Here is a 15,577-nt window from a genome sequence, read left to right as displayed (position 1 = left end):
TTGCACGATTCCGTTCGTCTTTTCAGTTTGGTGTCGATTTTAAGAGTGGCAAGCTGACGGTGAACGATGTGCCGGTCTTATCCGATTGGACGTTTAACGAACCGTCATGGAGATGGACGATTTGATCGGCGATGGCCAGCCCGAGTCCACTCCCGCCAGTCTGACGGGAACGGGATTTCTCGACGCGATACAGACGGTCAAAGATGTGAGGCAAATCTTCCGGTGGGATTCCTTTCCCGTCATCGCGTAACGTCAACCGGAGCTCATTGGTTGTGACATTAGAAGAAAACGTCACATGCTTGGCCTCACTGTGCTCGATGGCATTATGTGCGAGCGAGCGAAACACTTGCAACATGCGGTGGCGGTCCAAGGAAAGAGACAACCCGTTCTTTTGACCGGTAGGCTGATGCTGGAATTGAATCGATGTCATCCGGAACATGGTGCTCATCATGCGACCGACGTCCGCACAAAATGTGTCGACGTCGACTTCTTCCCGTTGCAACAAAAACGTGTTCTCATCGAGCTGGGCGAATTGAAACGCGTTCTCCACGAGTTCTGTCAGGGCACGGCTTTCTTCAAGAATCGTCTGGATGGACTGTTCTTTCAATGCATCAGGTGTATTCGCTTTCGAGGCGATTTCTGCATAGCCGCGCAAATAGGTGAGCGGGGTCTTAATTTCGTGTGACAAATCAGACAGGAATTGATTCCGTTCTTTTCGAAGACGTGACAGCTCGGTCGACATGGATTCGATGGACCGGGCGAGCTCACCGATTTCGTCGACCCGGTTCGTCGGGAGTTGGAGATTGTCCGGGTCGGTCAGGACCCGCTCGGTCGCCTGTTTGAGTGATTGAATCGGTCGTGAAATCAAGCGGCTCAACAGGATGAACGTCAGGATGGTCGTGACGAGAGCAATCGCAGTGATATAGATGAATCGTAATTGGAGACGGTGACTGATCCCGTGAATGATTTCAGTCGGCATGAACATATAGACATATCCGTAACGCGTGCCCGCCGTCTCACCGATCGGTGTCCGCACGGCCAGATACGCCTCGTTTTCCCAGTCCTCCTCGAGGACGGTCGTCTCATCCATCACCCCGGTGGCGGCTTTAGCGTCCACGATTCCGCTCAAGACGGACGGGAACTGACGGGAGGTGCGTAAGATTTCCTGATCCGGGCCGGTGATGGCGACTTTTGTATCGGTCTCGCTTTCCATTCTCGCAACGTGCCCGATCGTCTCGGCATTAAAACTCGTGCTCAAGACGCTTGCGTGACTCTCGGCCCGCGATTCGAGACGATCAATTTCTTCGACGACGCGCTCCCCGAGCAAGGTGTGATAAAGCAATAAAAAGAGCACTCCTTCAATCAGTAAGGTCGACAACAAGAAGATGAGGCTGATTCGGAACGGAAGACTGTTACGACTCGCCTTCATCCGGAGCGCTCCTCGGTCCAGCGATAGCCGCGGCCCCATACCGTCTTCAAATAGTCATCAATCGGGAAACCGGCTTCGCCGAGCTTATCCCGAATCATCCGGATGTGGGCATCGACCGTACGTGGGTCGGATTCAGCGGAATAAGGCCAAACGAGATCGTATAAATCCATCCGGTTGAATAGCCGGTTCGGGTGCTGGAGGAACAGCTTTAAAATTGCCGTCGCTTTCGGTGTCAACACGATTTCGTGTTCCTCGTACAGGACCCGGCCGCTCTCCTCGTCATAACGCAGAGGTCCATAACTGGCACTCGTCACCCGGCTTCGGCGCAAGACGGCACGGATACGGGCCAGCAGCACATTTCCGTCAAATGGTTTGGTTACGTAGTCGTCCGCTCCGGCATCGAGTCCGCGGATTGTCGTCTCATTATCCGACCGGGCAGTTAAGAGGACGACCGGTAAGTCCGGGTCAAGGGTCTTTAACTGTTGGCAGAGCGTGATGCCATCGACTCCAGGCATCATAATATCGACAATAACTAAATCAGGTCGTTCTGAAAGTTTTTCGAGCGCGGTTGGGGCATTGCTTGCCTCGATGCAGGAATACCCGTCTCCTTCTAAAAACAGGCGCAACAAATGCCGCATCTTCTCCTCGTCATCGACAATCAGGATGTTCACATATGTTCCTCCTCGTTTGGTTCCCTATCGTTTTTGTTCGTGTCATTTCTCTTAATTCCTGCCGCAGAGAACAGGGACATGAATCGTAACTTGCTCATCGTGACCGTATCTGTTCTCGAAAAAGACAGCGAGAAAGAAAAAAATATTTTTTAGTGGTTTTCCCTGTGATGGAAGCATCACTTCTAGATTCATTCGGTATAGGCGCAAGCAGGTTGTATCAGTGCATTGCGTCCTATTCTGTGGATTCAGCCCTTCTTCTCTAAAATCTCTTCTCAATTCTGACAGTGTACCCTTCAATTGTGAAAAAGACGTGAAAGCCCGCTCCGAAGCTATTGTGAGGTAAGTCACGCATGTTTTAGCCGTTATGAAAACGGTAAAAGAACTTCTAGACTCATAACAGAAGGGACGGAGTTAGATGAAATCTTACGGTAAATTCGGGATTATGATTTTTGTATCCACATTTCTCATGTACTGGCTCATGTATTTGAACGTTTTCCAAATCAGTCATATTTTCTATAGTCAAACCCGCCTTTACATGGCGCTCATCATGGGTTCGGTCATGGCGTTCGTCATGCTGTTGTTCATGTGGGGCATGTATAAAAATAAAACGGTCAACTTCATCATCCTCGGAACGAGTGTTCTTGTCTTCAGTGTATCGCTTTGGCTCGTTCGAAGCCAGACGACGGTGGACGATGTCAGTTGGATGAAAGCGATGATTCCCCATCACTCGATTGCGATTTTGACGAGTGAACGTGCCCAAATCGAAGATCCGCGTGTCCGGGAGTTGGCGGACGGGATCATCGAGACACAACGCCGCGAAATCGATGAGATGAAACAACTGATCAAAGATTTGGAAGAAAAAGAAGAGGCGAAAGAAGAGCAAGAGGAGAATGAAGAATAAGCGAGACGTGCGGCATTTGACCGCACGTTTTTTGTTATAGCAGGAAGGATAACGGGAATAAACGTACAATCATGGATCAAAGGGGATGAACGAATGAAATATTTAGTGACCGGCGCGACCGGGAAGCTCGGGTCGAAAATTGTAGAGAAGTTATTGCTCTCCGTCGCACCCGAGGATCTCGCTGTCAGCGTCCGGGACCCGGAAAAAGCGGACGCCTTGAAGGAAAAGGGAGTCGATGTCCGGCACGGTGATTTCGATCAGCCGGAGTCGCTCGACAAAGCGTTCGACGGGGTCGAGCGGTTGTTGATCATCTCGACGGACGGGGACAACGATACCCGGGTCCGCCAACATACGAACGCGGTCGAAGCGGCGAAACGTGCCGGTGTGCAGTTTATCGCCTATACGAGTATCGCGGACGCAACGGACAGTGAAAATTTGATGGCGCCTCCTCATGTCGTCACGGAAGAAGCGATTCAGGAGTCGGGCATCCCTTACGCCTTTCTTCGGAACAACTGGTACTTAGAAAACGAGTTACCGAGTATCCAGGGTGTCATCGCCGGTGCGCCGTGGGTGACAGCGGCCCGTGATGGAAAAGTCGGATGGGCACTTCAGGAAGACTACGCCGAGGCAGCGGCGAACGTGCTGCTCAAAGAACAGCAGGATAGCGCCGTTTACGAGTTGTCAGGCCCGCTCCTCACGCAACGGGAACTGGTCGATGCACTGAGCGATGTCCTTGGGCGCGACGTCCCGTTCCAGGAGTTGAATTTGGAAGCATACGAGGAGACGATGCGCGGGGCAGGGGTCCCGGAATCGATGCTGCCGCTCGTGGTCGGGATTCAAAAGAGTATCCGGCAAGGAACTTTGGAAGTAAGCGACAGCGACTTCGAACCGGTACTCGGCCGTCCGGTCACACCGATCCGGGAGGCACTTCGACAATTGATCGAGGACTGAAAAAAGTAACGAAAAAGACGATGAGCGCGCTCATCGTCTTTTCATGTGTTGCCGATGTGTTATTCCGCCTGTGATCGTTCTTCCAATTGCCCAGTGACGTCTTCGAGCGTGTTCGCCGTGGCGGCGAGACGGTCGGACATCGAGCTGAGCTCTTTTTGGATGGCGACTTGTTCTTCCGTGGCTGCGGCGACGTGATGAATTTGTTGTTGCAATTCGTTCGCAGCATGTTTCGTCGATTCGAGACGGGTTTCGAGCGCCTCCATTTGTGACGTGACAGCGTGGCGTGTCTCCTGAATCGATGAGATTTGACCATCGATTTCGACGACGTCAGTGCTCAATCGACCAAAGACCGCGGTCACGTCCTCGGATACCGTCTGACAGTTTTCTGTCGCTTGTTTGAAGGTTGAGGCTGATTTCGAGACGATTGTCGTGTCTTCCATCAGTCCGCCAAGTACACGTGTCATCTCAGACGCATATTCACGCGACTGTGCAGCGAGTTTCCCGACCTCTGCTGCGACGACGGCGAAGCCGCGCCCGGCTTCCCCGGCACGGGCTGCTTCGATGGATGCGTTCAAAGCGAGCATGTTCGTCTGTTCGCTGATCGTGCCGACTTGTTGCAGGATGCCTTGGATCTCGGTCGAGCGGTTCACCATCGTGGCGACGACCTGTTCAAGCTGTTCGGACTCGGCGATGATCTCATTCACTTTCGCTTCCATGAGACGCATATCTTCATTCCCGGCGTTGGCATCTTTAGCGATGCGGGAAGAGGCGGCTGCGGTTTGCGCCATCCGTTCCTGGATGAGGGCAGTGAGCGAACGAATCGATTGGATCTCGTCAGCGCCTTTGACCATCGATTCCTGTTGAGACGAAGCGTGGGCGACGATTGGGTCGACCGTGACCGCAATCTGTTCACCGGACTGGAGCGACTGGTTGGCAGCGGCCTCGAGTTCATGTGCATGCTCTTTCAATGATGAGACGAGACGGCTCGCGTCAGCAACCGTCTGTTGAAGCAAGTAGCGTGTCTCCGCCTCTTGTGCTTCCGCGCGACCCGTTTCCGTATTGCGGACCTTGATCTGTGCGACGATGGAGATGCAGAGTAACAGCAGGTACATCGCATGGATAAGTAACAAACTGAACGGATAGTCGCTCGTCCCGCAAATCATTTCAGGGAGCAGGAAATAACCGGCCAAGTGCTGGACGACAAAAATAGACGTACTGATGATGATCAAATCCATGCGGCGCATGTAGGATAAGACGGCTAGGACGACAAAGATTGAGAAGTGATACTCCGCAAGTCCCTGTCCACCGGCGATGGTCGAGATGCTCGTGAACGTGAGGGTGAGCATCATCCAGTAAGGGAACGTGTGCGTCCACTTTTTCGTCGTGACGACCATGAACCCGTAGAACAGGATCGGGATGAAGAACAGCACCCATGTCAGACCTGAGTAGGCATACCCGTCCCCTCCGTTTTGAAGGATGGTATAGGTGTCAGCGAAATTGGTGAAACGGTGTAACACGTGAACGATGATCGACGTGAATAGCATAATAAACGTCGACAACAGCATCAATGAATTTCGTTTGTTAGAGCTCATGTTCATTCCTCGCAATCTGGTCATAGTGTGTGGGGTAGCTATGTTATTATCGGACAAACGTCCCGATTGTTTACCGATTTTGCACATTGGCGCAAAAAGAAAAGGAAGCGGCGGCTTCCCGGGTGGTTGTGCGAGCGAATGGGTGTTTTTGGATGCTTATTTAAGTCCGAGCCAGCGTTTGACCGGCTCGCGGAACAAGTACGTGATGACGAGCAGACTGACGAAGACGGAGACTGCGATCAGGAACGTTTTCATGCTGCCTGAGGCGAGACTCGCCCCAAGGAAGCTATAGGCAAACGTCCCGGGAATCATGCCGAAAAACGTCGCAATTAGAAAGGCGCGAAAACGAACCTTGGCGATTCCGCCCGCATAGCTCAGTAAGTCAAAGCTGACGATCGGGATGAGCCGCAAAATAAAGACATACCAGAATCCGCGCTCCTCCATTTGACTGAACATCTTTTCTGACCAGGGATAGCGTTCGACGTTCAGGACGGAGCGCCCGAACAAACGCCCCATTACGTAACCGGTCGTCGCCGCGGCCGTTGCACCGATGAGGATGTAGAGGACACCGGGCCAGACGCCGAACGCGAGTCCGGCCCCGAGCGAGAGGACCGATGTCGGAAGGAACGCGACCGGTCCGATGGCGTACAGGAGGATGAACAAGAGCGGACCCCACCAGCCGAACGATAAGACGAGATCCCGGATATCGGCCGGACGTAGATCATAATGAAAATGGGTGATGTAGAAGATCACACCGAATCCGGTCAAAAACAAGCTGATTTTGAGCCAGCGTGGCATCCTTGTCCCTCCTTTCTCCAATCGGCTGTGAAAAAACCGAGGCTGTTCTAGCCTCGGCTTCCTGCGTACACGTCAATCCATTGCGCGGGCGTCATCTGTTCGACGAGTTCCCCGACCAGGTCGAACGGGATTCGTTTGACGTTGTTGAACCGGATACAGCTTTTCCCCATGTCGAGCTTCGTCGGGACGCGCTCGGCGTACTGTTGCTCGAACCAACGGAGCAGTTCCGGATTCGAATAAATCCCCATATGATAGAGTCCGATGTGCCGCTTTTGGGCAATCACACTGATGAACGGTAAAGGCTTCCCCGGGGTCACATGATAGCCGGGAGGATAAATCGAGAGCGGGACGACGTAATGAACCCCATGGCCGTCGGTCGTTTTCTCGAACCCTTCCGGTAAATGCTCGTCGATCACGTCAATCAGGTGTGTAAAGGAATCGAGTCGTTCCGCATCGACCAAAGTCGTGTAATCCATCACATCTCACTCCCTCTCAAAATCTTGGTCATGGCTTTTCCTTTGGCCAGTTCATCGATCAGCTTGTCTAAATACCGGATCTCCCGCATGAGCGGCTCTTCCACTTCTTCGACGCGGACACCGCAGACGACGCCTTTGATCAGAGAGCGGTCATCATTCATCACCGGTGCGTCGTGGAAAAACGTTTCAACATCCACATTCGCCTCGATTTGGCGATCGAGTGCGGTCTGGTCATATCCGGTCAACCAGCGGATGATCGTATCGACCTCATCCTTCGTCCGTCCTTTTCGCTCGGCTTTCGCGACATAGCTCGGATAGACGCGTGCAAACGGCATAGTATAAATACGATGTGCCACTTCAATCCCCTCGTTTCCATCGTGATAGATTGAGTGTCTCATATTTTGTCGGAAGATGGGGAGACCCATTCCAAAATTCCGGACAAATCATCATAGACAGCATCCGGCTCCACATCAAACTGTTCGAACGGCAAGTGATTCCGGTTGATCCAGGCGGCATGAAAACCGAAGTTTTTCGCTCCGGCGATGTCCCATCCGTTTGACGACAAAAACAGCACTTCGTCGCGTCGGAGTCCGGACGACTTGAACCAGTGCATATAGGAAGCAGGGGACGGTTTCGCCTGTTTGATCCGATCGATGCTGACGATGTCGTCAAAGTACGATGTGAACCGGGCGTTTTGAATCAATGTCGTGAGCATCTCGTCTGTACCGTTTGAAAGGACGACGGTCTGATGATCGGTTAGCTTTTGAAGCACCGATTCGACTTCGTCGTATGGATTCAAATGCGCGTACGTTTCAATCAGACGTTCTTCCATCGTTTTATTCGAGTTCACGTCATGAACGGCGAGTGCATAACGGAGGGCATCGCGGGTCACCACGTCAAAATTCTCGTACCGGCCCATGATGTGTCGCCAAAAGAAGTATTCGAGCTGCTTCGTGCGCCAGACGCGGCTGATGTCCTCACCTTTACCGGGAAACGCTTCATCGCAAGCATCTTTCACGGAATGCACATCAAATAACGTGCCATACACGTCGAACACGAACGCCTTGATCGTCGGTTTCATCAAAATTCCTCCTTACATCCTATTCTCTCTCGTTATACCCGTCTTTCAGGAATATAATGGAGTAAAGAAAAGGGGGTTCATCATGTATATCCAAAATCGCTATTCCGTGCAGGAACAAGAGGACATCATCGCGTTTATCAAAGCCCATCCGTTCGGCATCGTCGTCACACACGACGGTGGCAAACCGATTGCGACACACGTACCGCTCCGATTTCATGAAGAGACGCGCCACATGACGACACACGTCTCAAAAGCCAACCCGCAATGGAAGACGATCGAAGGACAGGACGTTCTGGTCATCTTACAAGGGCACGACGCCTACGTATCGGCTTCCTGGTATGGCCATGAGGACGTGTCGACGTGGAACTATCAAGCCGTTCATCTATACGGGAAGGCGACATTGTTCTCGGAAGACGAACTGATTGCTGATTTGGCCGGGATGCTCCGGGAGCATGAAGGGGACCGGGAACAGGCGATTGTTTGGGAAAACTTGTCCGAGTCGGTGCAGCGACAGATGAAAGGGATCGTCGGTTTCCGGATTGAGATTGAGGATATTCAAGCGACGTTCAAACTGAGTCAAAACCGAAACGATGCGGATCATGAACGAATCGTCTCGGAGCTCGAAAAAGAAGGAAAGCCGATTGCGGACGTCATGCGTAAGCAGAGAAGATGAACGAAATCCGTCTTGTTCAAGGCGGATTTTTTTGTTTGGACGCCTCTTTGACATATTGACAGGGCAGAAGTCGATGTCTATACTCTTAATTGATAATGATTATCAATATCAAAAAAAGAAAAGAGGAATGAGGCATGAAACAACCTTTTAAGAAAGCGCTACATACATTAATTTTTACGTCACTTTTGACGCTCATCCTGGCAGGGTGCGGCTCGGACGACATTGGGTCTACCACAGAAGATGAGAACAAGGCAGAAGGCTATCCGATTACCATCCAGCACGCGTTCGGTGAGACGGTCATCGAAGAAAAACCGGAGCGTGTCGCCACCATCGCCTGGTCGAACCAGGACGTCGCACTTGCACTGGACGTCGTGCCGGTCGGATTCTCGGCCGCGAACTACGGTGTCCAGGACGGCAGCGGCATGCTGCCTTGGACGGCTGAGAAATTACAGGCTCTCGGGGAAGAAAACCCGAATATCTATCAGGATACGGACGGTCTCGACTTTGAGGCGATTGCCGACTCAAATCCGGACGTCATCCTGGCCGCCTACTCCGGTATCACGCAAGAAGACTACGATACGTTGAGTCAGATCGCACCGGTCGTCGCTTATCAAGAAACGCCATGGGTATCGTCATGGCAGGACACGGTTCGCTATGATTCGATGGCGATGGGTATGGCAGAGGAAGGCGAACAGCTCATCGAGGACACGGAACAACTGATTCGGGACAAGGCGGCGTCTGTGCCCGAGATGAAAGGGAAGAAGGCGGCATTCGTCTCGTTGAGTGAAGACGATCTGTCGAAGTTTTATATTTATACTACGGGAGACCCACGCGGCGCCTTCATCGAAGAGCTCGGTATGGAATATCCACAAAACATTCTCGATGAGGCTGAAAAAGCGAACAGCTTTTACTTGGAGCTAAGCAAAGAGAACGCGGACCTGTTAAATGACGTCGACCTATTCGTCACGTATGGGAATGAGGAGACGCTCAAGGCGTTGCAGGCAGACCCGTTGTACAGTAAAGTACCGGCCATCGAGCGCGGATCGGTCGTCTTGATCGAGAACAACACACCGCTCGCGGCTGCCGGGACCCCATCCCCGCTTTCGATTGAATACACGATTGATGCGTATGTATCACGTGTATCGGACGCCCTCGCGAAAATCGGAGAGTGACGTCAAACATGAAAGCGATGCATGGACCGAAGCATTTGCCCATCCTCTTGACCGGAGCGCTCATTCTGCTCGTCGCCTGCATTTTTGCTTCCCTTGCCTTTGGTTCCCGGACCATCGGGTGGCATGAACTGTTGGACGGTTTGTTTCGTCCGGCCGTTCAGTCCTATGAGGCGGACGTCGTCCGGCAACGCATCGTCCGCACGATTTTCAGCCTGATGTGCGGGGCGGCGCTCGGTGTGGCTGGCGCGCTCATGCAGTCGGTCACACGGAATCCGATTGCCGACCCGAGCATCCTTGGCGTCAATACAGGTGCGGCGCTCGCGGTCGTCATCGGGCTCGCCTTTTTCAATCTCACGTCGGGGACTGCGACGATTTGGTTCGCACTCATCGGAGCGCTTGTGACGGCGAGTTTCGTGTTTGGGATCGGGTCGCTCGGAAGGGGGGGGGCGACACCGCTCAAGCTGGTCCTGGCAGGTGCGGCGACGAGCGCTGCGTTGTCCTCACTCGTCATGGCGCTCATGATCCCCCGTTCGAACGTCATGGACCGGTTTCGATTTTGGCAGGTCGGGAGCGTCGGGGCGGGGAATATCGACTCGATTTGGACATTCTTCCCGCTTCTCGCGTTCGGGCTGTTGACGGCGTTGATCGTGGCGCCCTCTTTGAACGCGCTGGCGCTCGGGGAGGAGATGGCAAGAAGTCTCGGCGTTCGAACCGGTCTCGTGAAGCTTCTGGCTTCAATGGCAGGTGTCGTCCTCTGCGGGGCGGCGACAGCGCTTGCCGGACCGATCGGGTTCATCGGGCTTTTGGCCCCGCACGTGATCCGTCTCGTGATCGGACCGGATGAACGAATCCTGATCCCGATGTCGGCGATGGCCGGGGCCGTCATCTTAACTTTCTCCGACGTCATCGGACGATGGATTGGCAGTCCGGGGGAGCTTGAAGTCGGGATCGTCACGGCGTTCGTCGGGGCACCGACGTTGATTTTCTTGACGATGCATGTGAAAGGACGAGAATGATGCAACAAACCATCGATCAAATCAGACAAGGCAGGGTGCGTCGACATCACCGATTCACTTTCGTGACAGTACTGCTTGCAGGACTGACGCTCTCCTTGAGTGTTGTGATGATCATGCTTGGAAACACGGTCTACCCATTCGCTGACGTCGTCCGTGTCCTTCTCGGTGAAGAAGTGCCGGGAGCGAGATTTGCGGTCGGTGTGCTCCGTTTGCCGCGCCTTTTGGCCGGTTTGTTCGCCGGGGCCGCGTTCGGCGCCGCCGGAACGGTCTTTCAGACGATGCTCCGTAATCCGCTCGCCAACCCGAACGTCATCGGCATCACGACCGGTTCGAGTGCGGCGGCTGTGTTCAGTATCGTCGTCTTACAGGCGAGCGAGGCGGTCATCTCGATCGCGTCCGTCGTCGGGGGACTGCTGACGGTACTCGTCATTTATCTGTTGTCCAAGGGTGCGTCCTTCTCGATCGGTCGTCTCGTCCTGGTCGGCATCGGCATTCAGGCGATGCTGTCGGCGGTCATCAACTATCTGCTCCTCATCAGCAGGCAACAGGACGTCGCGATGGCGATGCGATGGCTCACCGGAAGTTTGAACGGGGTGAAGCTGGATGAACTGCCCCCGCTTATGGTGACCGTCGGGATTGGGCTTCCGGTCTTGCTCGTGTATTCACGTCAACTTGAGATGCTCGAACTTGGCGAGATGACGGCGACGAGTCTCGGAATCAATACGAATCAGACCCGCATCGTCTTGCTTCTTGCGTCTGTCCTCATGCTTGCCCTTGCGACAGCGACGACCGGACCGATCGCCTTCATCGCTTTCCTGGCAGGTCCGATTGCGAAACGACTCGCCGGTCCCGGTCATTCCTCCATCATTCCGGCGGTGTTCGTCGGCATGCTGATCGTGCTCGCGGCCGATTTGATCGGTCAGTTCGCCTTCACGGCACGGTATCCGGCCGGAGTCATCACCGGAATCATCGGGGCGCCTTATCTATTGTATTTATTGATACGCATGAACCGGAAAGGAGATTTGTAAATGCCGGGGATCATGAAAGTGGAACACGTGACTTCAGGGTACGGGGAGCAGATGATTTTAAACGACATCAGTCTCGAGATCCCGAGTCACCAAATTAGCATCATCATCGGAGCGAACGGGTGTGGGAAATCGACCTTATTGAAGACGATGGCCCGTCTCATCCATCCGACGTCCGGGCACGTGACGCTGAATAACAAACCGATCACGAAAATGGCACCGAAGCGATTGGCCCGTGTCCTTGGCATGTTGCCGCAGTCTCCGATCGTCCCGGAGGGGATCACGGTCTCCGATCTTGTCGGACGGGGGCGATACCCGTACCAGTCTTTCATGAAAGGGTGGTCGCAAGACGATTACGAGGCGGTCGCCGAAGCGATGGAGATGATGAACATTACCGAATTCGCCGACCGTCCGATTGACGAGCTCTCGGGTGGGCAGCGGCAGCGTGTCTGGATTGCGATGGCGCTCGCGCAACAGACCGACATTCTATTTCTGGATGAACCGACGACGTTTCTCGACATCACGTATCAGGTGGAAATCCTGGATTTATTGACCGACCTGAATCGAAAGTTCGGTACGACGATCGTCATGGTCCTGCACGACATCAACTTGTCGGCCCGATATGCGGATTACCTGTTCGCGCTCAAACAAGGGCGACTTGTCGCGGAAGGGAAGCCGGCGGACATCGTCACATCTGACTTGATCCATCAGGTGTTCAACCTGCGCTGTTCGATCATGGTGGACCCGGTGTCAGGGTCCCCGTCGGTCGTGCCGATCGGGCGCCATCATGTCCGGGAAGATGAGGATGAGCTGGCGACAAAGCTCGAGTGGGTGTAGCGGATCGGTTCAATGAAAAAAGGAGTGTGGTTCGACTAGGCGGACCATACTCCTTTGTTTTATATGAAGAAATCAATAAGCGGTCCAACCACCATCGATCGCCACGACCTGTCCGTTGACGAAGCTGGACTCATCCGAACCGAGGAACAAGGCAAGCTGGGCAATCTCTTCCGGTTGTCCCACACGTGGATTGAGGGCCATCCCGAGCTGTTGACGTCCGATGCCGACTTGGCTAATATCGGTCATCGTCGAACCGATATTGGTTGCGACTGCGCCGGGTGCGATCCCGTTACAGCGAATATTTTGGTCGGCGTACATAAAGGCTGTGTTTTTCGTCAATCCGACGACGGCGTGCTTCGATGCCGTATAAGCTGCGCCGGCTCGTGCCCCGTATAAGCCGCCGGCTGAAATGTTATTGACGATCACGCCGTGCCCTTGCGTTGTGAATAGATCGACGGCGATTCGCATCGCCTTCATGACAGAGACCGTGTTGACGGCGAACACTTTGTCCCACCGTTCATTAGAGATTTCGCCGACCGGCTCCATCCCGTCCATGATTCCGGCGTTATTGACGAGGATGTCCACCTGACCATACGTTTTCACCGTCTCATCGAACAAATGCTGGAGTGCCTCTTCTGATGTCACATCCGTCTGGATGGCGACCGCTTCACCTGATATGCCTTCGGCGACCGCCTGGGCCCCTTCGAGGTTCATGTCCGAAACGACGACCTTTGCGCCTTCTTTCGCATACAGCTCTGCGATTGCTTTCCCCATCCCGGATGCCGCCCCGGTAACAATCGCCACTTTTCCTGATAACCGCATGTAAACTCCTCCTTTTATTGAACAAGTGTTCAATAACTATTATAATAGTCTTTAGAAAACGCTTACAATCATCAATAAAACGAGATGTGTTCAGTAATCAACAGTTCTCCTAAGAAGTGTTGAAAGGAGTGAAAAAAAATGAAACCGGACTTGCGTGTCCAGAAGACGAAACAAGCGCTCCACACGGCACTCGTCGAGTTATTGACGCATCGTTCGATCGATCAGATGACGATCTCAGAGCTCTGTCGCGTCGCGAACGTCAATCGGGGGACGTTCTATTTACATTACGACCGGGTCGAGGATGTGTTCGAGGAATATTTTCAAGAAATCACGGCCGACCTGGCTACTTCCTATGAGGAACCCTATCGCCACGTGAAGTTCCTGAATCCGCGCGAGCTCGAACCGTCGACGGTTCGCATCTTCCACCACGTCAAGACGTATGTTGACTTTTATCGAATCGTGTTCTCAAAGCAGGTTCCGCTCGCCTATTACTACTTATTGTTCGAAGAAATTCGAAAACTGCTCCTCCGTGACACGGCCGCCCATCAAGTGGAGGAAATCGATCACGAGTTGTTTTGTTCGTACCAGGCGAATGCGATTGTCGGCATGATCATCTGGTGGGCGGAGCAAGGCTTTCAAAAGGAGCCGGCACTGCTCAATGAGCAATTGGTGAAGATTTTGCGACAATCGTGAAAGCGTTCCAGAAAAGCCGTTGACTTCTCCATAGGCTAGGTGTATGCTAAAAATCCTGCCCAAAATCGAGGCACGGGAACTGGCAGCAGTTCATTATGAATCAGAGAGGACATGATTCCATGAACCAACAACAATTAGTCGAGCGCGCACGCCAATTAAAGGACAATGCGTATTCACCATATTCGAAGTTCCGCGTCGGAGCGGCACTTCTCATGAAGGACGGCACGGTCATCGATGGCGTCAACGTCGAAAACGTCTCGTTCGGAGCAACAAACTGTGCAGAGCGTACAGCCATTTTCACAGCCGTCGCGCAAGGATACAAAAAAGGTGACTTCGAAGCGGTTGCCGTGTCTGGGGATACGGAAGACTTCTTGCCACCTTGCAGTATCTGCCGCCAGGTCATGGTTGAGTTCGGAGGTCCTGACTTTAAAGTACTCCTCACAAACGGCAACGCCGATGTGAAAGAAGTGACGCTCGGGGAGCTCGTCCCGCTCGCGTTCACAGATTTGGATATGTAAGTATCGATCCCTCAGACTTCTGAGGGATTTTTTTAGTTGGATTGATGAAAGCCATTCCTTTTGACATTTCGAGAATTATCGAATAACATGAGCGTATGAAAAATGCTGTGGAACTATTTAAAGTGTTGGGAAATGAGACGAGGCTCGAAATGTTGCATTGGTTGAAAGAACCGATGCGTCACTTCGACAAACCGACAGCGCATCTTACGAAAAATATGAGCGAGAAAGGAGGCGTATGCGTTGGGGATATCCAGGAAAAGACTACGTTATCCCCATCGACGGTCTCACATTATTTAAAAATGATGCAAAGCGTTGGCTTGTTAGAGTCTGAGCGACACGGGCAGTGGACGTACTATCGAAGAAATGAAGAAGTGCTCCAAGAACTGTCTCGGTATATCGGAGAAGATCTTTGACTCTTTTCCACGCTTTTAATTTCGACTTTTCTCGAAATGTAGATATAAGCAGTGTATGGAAATGGAGGAAGGCAGTATGAAATCAATCTTTTATGTCCTCGCTTTTTTAGCGGGTGTGGCGCTCAGCCTTGAAGGAGCGATGTATGCGAGTTTAGGAGAAACGATTGGAAAACTTGAAAGTAGTCTATACAACTTTGCCGTCGGTACGATTATTTTAGGTGTGGCGTTATTATTCTTCGGTAAAGGCAAATTGTCGTATACGAAAGAAGCGCCGAAGTGGCAGTTGACAGGTGGACTACTTGGATTGATTTATCTCACGATTCTTGTCGTCGGGATTCCGTTGATTGGAGTCGGTATGGCAATGAGTAGTGTCGTCGTCGGTCAATTGATCATGTCGATGGTAATCGAACACAACGGTTGGCTTGGAAGTCCGAAAGTGACAGTACGAAAAGAAAAAATCATTGCGGTCGCACTGATGATCGTATCGTTATTCTTAATCTATTAATCGG

The 15,577-nt window shown here is 52.7% G+C and carries 19 protein-coding genes; 11 read left to right on the top strand and 8 right to left on the bottom strand.

Going from position 1 to position 15,577, the window contains the following annotated elements:
* Window positions 1-22: 22 nt before the first annotated feature.
* Together KNP03_RS04885 and KNP03_RS04880 are read right to left on the bottom strand one after the other, a co-directional pair.
* Window positions 23-1,429, bottom strand: a complete 1,407-nt coding sequence (locus tag KNP03_RS04885) for a sensor histidine kinase (protein ID WP_214825984.1) — start codon at window positions 1,427-1,429, stop codon at window positions 23-25.
* Window positions 1,426-2,100, bottom strand: a complete 675-nt coding sequence (locus KNP03_RS04880; protein ID WP_214825982.1) for a response regulator transcription factor — start codon at window positions 2,098-2,100, stop codon at window positions 1,426-1,428. Before KNP03_RS04880 ends, KNP03_RS04885 begins: the two co-directional genes overlap by 4 nt.
* Window positions 2,101-2,515: 415 nt before the next feature.
* On the opposite strand from KNP03_RS04880, the gene KNP03_RS04875 reads away from it, so the two are divergent.
* Window positions 2,516-3,001, top strand: coding sequence for a DUF305 domain-containing protein (locus KNP03_RS04875; protein ID WP_214825980.1), 486 nt, complete (start codon window positions 2,516-2,518; stop codon window positions 2,999-3,001).
* A gap of 93 nt (window positions 3,002-3,094) precedes the next feature.
* Window positions 3,095-3,952: an SDR family oxidoreductase gene (locus KNP03_RS04870; protein ID WP_214825979.1), complete on the top strand. Its 858-nt coding sequence runs from the start codon at window positions 3,095-3,097 to the stop codon at window positions 3,950-3,952.
* Window positions 3,953-4,011: 59 nt separating this feature from the next.
* Here the strand turns inward: KNP03_RS04870 and KNP03_RS04865 are convergent, their stop codons facing one another.
* From KNP03_RS04865 to KNP03_RS04845, 5 genes are all read right to left on the bottom strand, one after another.
* Window positions 4,012-5,544 carry a methyl-accepting chemotaxis protein gene (locus tag KNP03_RS04865; RefSeq protein WP_214825977.1) on the bottom strand — a complete coding sequence of 511 codons (1,533 nt, stop codon included), beginning with the start codon at window positions 5,542-5,544 and terminating at the stop codon, window positions 4,012-4,014.
* A 156-nt stretch (window positions 5,545-5,700) separates the two neighbouring features.
* Window positions 5,701-6,342, bottom strand: coding sequence for a TVP38/TMEM64 family protein (locus KNP03_RS04860; RefSeq protein WP_214825975.1), 642 nt, complete (start codon window positions 6,340-6,342; stop codon window positions 5,701-5,703).
* A gap of 47 nt (window positions 6,343-6,389) precedes the next feature.
* On the bottom strand, window positions 6,390-6,818 hold the full coding sequence (locus KNP03_RS04855) for a DUF1801 domain-containing protein (protein WP_214825973.1): 429 nt from the start codon (window positions 6,816-6,818) through the stop codon (window positions 6,390-6,392).
* Entirely contained in the window at window positions 6,818-7,153 is a 336-nt protein-coding gene (locus tag KNP03_RS04850) for a DUF2200 domain-containing protein (RefSeq protein ID WP_240544480.1), read from the bottom strand. The genes KNP03_RS04855 and KNP03_RS04850 overlap by 1 nt, the downstream gene beginning before the upstream one ends.
* Before the next feature lie 59 nt (window positions 7,154-7,212).
* Complete coding sequence (locus KNP03_RS04845) at window positions 7,213-7,899, bottom strand: haloacid dehalogenase type II (RefSeq protein WP_214825971.1); 687 nt, start codon at window positions 7,897-7,899, stop codon at window positions 7,213-7,215.
* 82 nt (window positions 7,900-7,981) lie between these two features.
* On the opposite strand from KNP03_RS04845, the gene KNP03_RS04840 reads away from it, so the two are divergent.
* From KNP03_RS04840 to KNP03_RS04820, 5 genes are all read left to right on the top strand, one after another.
* The gene (locus KNP03_RS04840) at window positions 7,982-8,572 is read left to right on the top strand and encodes an FMN-binding negative transcriptional regulator (RefSeq protein ID WP_214825962.1); all 591 of its coding nucleotides are present in this window, start codon (window positions 7,982-7,984) and stop codon (window positions 8,570-8,572) included.
* A gap of 134 nt (window positions 8,573-8,706) precedes the next feature.
* A complete protein-coding gene (locus KNP03_RS04835; protein ID WP_214825960.1) occupies window positions 8,707-9,744 on the top strand; it encodes an iron-siderophore ABC transporter substrate-binding protein in 1,038 nt (345 codons plus the stop codon).
* Between the two features lie 8 nt (window positions 9,745-9,752).
* A complete protein-coding gene (locus KNP03_RS04830; protein ID WP_214825958.1) occupies window positions 9,753-10,760 on the top strand; it encodes a FecCD family ABC transporter permease in 1,008 nt (335 codons plus the stop codon).
* Window positions 10,757-11,788, top strand: a complete 1,032-nt coding sequence (locus KNP03_RS04825; protein ID WP_214825956.1) for a FecCD family ABC transporter permease — start codon at window positions 10,757-10,759, stop codon at window positions 11,786-11,788. The genes KNP03_RS04830 and KNP03_RS04825 overlap by 4 nt, the downstream gene beginning before the upstream one ends.
* Window positions 11,789-12,622 (top strand): ABC transporter ATP-binding protein, encoded by an 834-nt coding sequence (locus KNP03_RS04820; protein ID WP_214825954.1) that lies wholly within the window; start codon window positions 11,789-11,791, stop codon window positions 12,620-12,622. It begins immediately after the preceding gene.
* A gap of 72 nt (window positions 12,623-12,694) precedes the next feature.
* Here the strand turns inward: KNP03_RS04820 and KNP03_RS04815 are convergent, their stop codons facing one another.
* Window positions 12,695-13,444 (bottom strand): SDR family oxidoreductase, encoded by a 750-nt coding sequence (locus tag KNP03_RS04815; protein ID WP_214825952.1) that lies wholly within the window; start codon window positions 13,442-13,444, stop codon window positions 12,695-12,697.
* A gap of 138 nt (window positions 13,445-13,582) precedes the next feature.
* On the opposite strand from KNP03_RS04815, the gene KNP03_RS04810 reads away from it, so the two are divergent.
* From KNP03_RS04810 to KNP03_RS04795, 4 genes are all read left to right on the top strand, one after another.
* Entirely contained in the window at window positions 13,583-14,137 is a 555-nt protein-coding gene (locus KNP03_RS04810) for a TetR/AcrR family transcriptional regulator (protein WP_214825950.1), read from the top strand.
* A gap of 95 nt (window positions 14,138-14,232) precedes the next feature.
* Window positions 14,233-14,655, top strand: a complete 423-nt coding sequence (locus tag KNP03_RS04805) for a cytidine deaminase (RefSeq protein ID WP_276313794.1) — start codon at window positions 14,233-14,235, stop codon at window positions 14,653-14,655.
* A 95-nt stretch (window positions 14,656-14,750) separates the two neighbouring features.
* The gene (locus KNP03_RS04800; protein ID WP_214825948.1) at window positions 14,751-15,068 is read left to right on the top strand and encodes an ArsR/SmtB family transcription factor; all 318 of its coding nucleotides are present in this window, start codon (window positions 14,751-14,753) and stop codon (window positions 15,066-15,068) included.
* Between the two features lie 76 nt (window positions 15,069-15,144).
* Window positions 15,145-15,573 carry a DMT family transporter gene (locus KNP03_RS04795; RefSeq protein WP_214744477.1) on the top strand — a complete coding sequence of 143 codons (429 nt, stop codon included), beginning with the start codon at window positions 15,145-15,147 and terminating at the stop codon, window positions 15,571-15,573.
* Window positions 15,574-15,577 lie beyond the last annotated feature (4 nt).

Source organism: Exiguobacterium algae (assembly GCF_018617875.1).
In the GTDB taxonomy this organism is placed as follows: domain Bacteria; phylum Bacillota; class Bacilli; order Exiguobacteriales; family Exiguobacteriaceae; genus Exiguobacterium; species Exiguobacterium algae.
Note: the sequence above shows the minus strand (reverse complement) of the source record. Positions and strands in the feature narration are given on the sequence as shown.

Excerpts from the sequence above, each read along its gene's own strand:
- KNP03_RS04810 (WP_214825950.1), top strand. The coding sequence starts at position 13,583 with ATGAAACCGGACTTGCGTGTCCAGAAGACGAAACAAGCGCTCCACACG.
- KNP03_RS04855 (WP_214825973.1), bottom strand. The coding sequence starts at position 6,818 with ATGGATTACACGACTTTGGTCGATGCGGAACGACTCGATTCCTTTACA.
- KNP03_RS04885 (WP_214825984.1), bottom strand. The coding sequence starts at position 1,429 with ATGAAGGCGAGTCGTAACAGTCTTCCGTTCCGAATCAGCCTCATCTTC.
- KNP03_RS04865 (WP_214825977.1), bottom strand. The coding sequence starts at position 5,544 with ATGAGCTCTAACAAACGAAATTCATTGATGCTGTTGTCGACGTTTATT.
- KNP03_RS04850 (WP_240544480.1), bottom strand. The coding sequence starts at position 7,153 with ATGCCGTTTGCACGCGTCTATCCGAGCTATGTCGCGAAAGCCGAGCGA.
- KNP03_RS04875 (WP_214825980.1), top strand. The coding sequence starts at position 2,516 with ATGAAATCTTACGGTAAATTCGGGATTATGATTTTTGTATCCACATTT.
- KNP03_RS04845 (WP_214825971.1), bottom strand. The coding sequence starts at position 7,899 with ATGAAACCGACGATCAAGGCGTTCGTGTTCGACGTGTATGGCACGTTA.
- KNP03_RS04840 (WP_214825962.1), top strand. The coding sequence starts at position 7,982 with ATGTATATCCAAAATCGCTATTCCGTGCAGGAACAAGAGGACATCATC.
- KNP03_RS04835 (WP_214825960.1), top strand. The coding sequence starts at position 8,707 with ATGAAACAACCTTTTAAGAAAGCGCTACATACATTAATTTTTACGTCA.
- KNP03_RS04805 (WP_276313794.1), top strand. The coding sequence starts at position 14,233 with ATGAATCAGAGAGGACATGATTCCATGAACCAACAACAATTAGTCGAG.
- KNP03_RS04795 (WP_214744477.1), top strand. The coding sequence starts at position 15,145 with ATGAAATCAATCTTTTATGTCCTCGCTTTTTTAGCGGGTGTGGCGCTC.
- KNP03_RS04825 (WP_214825956.1), top strand. The coding sequence starts at position 10,757 with ATGATGCAACAAACCATCGATCAAATCAGACAAGGCAGGGTGCGTCGA.
- KNP03_RS04860 (WP_214825975.1), bottom strand. The coding sequence starts at position 6,342 with ATGCCACGCTGGCTCAAAATCAGCTTGTTTTTGACCGGATTCGGTGTG.
- KNP03_RS04800 (WP_214825948.1), top strand. The coding sequence starts at position 14,751 with ATGAAAAATGCTGTGGAACTATTTAAAGTGTTGGGAAATGAGACGAGG.
- KNP03_RS04870 (WP_214825979.1), top strand. The coding sequence starts at position 3,095 with ATGAAATATTTAGTGACCGGCGCGACCGGGAAGCTCGGGTCGAAAATT.
- KNP03_RS04830 (WP_214825958.1), top strand. The coding sequence starts at position 9,753 with ATGAAAGCGATGCATGGACCGAAGCATTTGCCCATCCTCTTGACCGGA.
- KNP03_RS04815 (WP_214825952.1), bottom strand. The coding sequence starts at position 13,444 with ATGCGGTTATCAGGAAAAGTGGCGATTGTTACCGGGGCGGCATCCGGG.
- KNP03_RS04820 (WP_214825954.1), top strand. The coding sequence starts at position 11,789 with ATGCCGGGGATCATGAAAGTGGAACACGTGACTTCAGGGTACGGGGAG.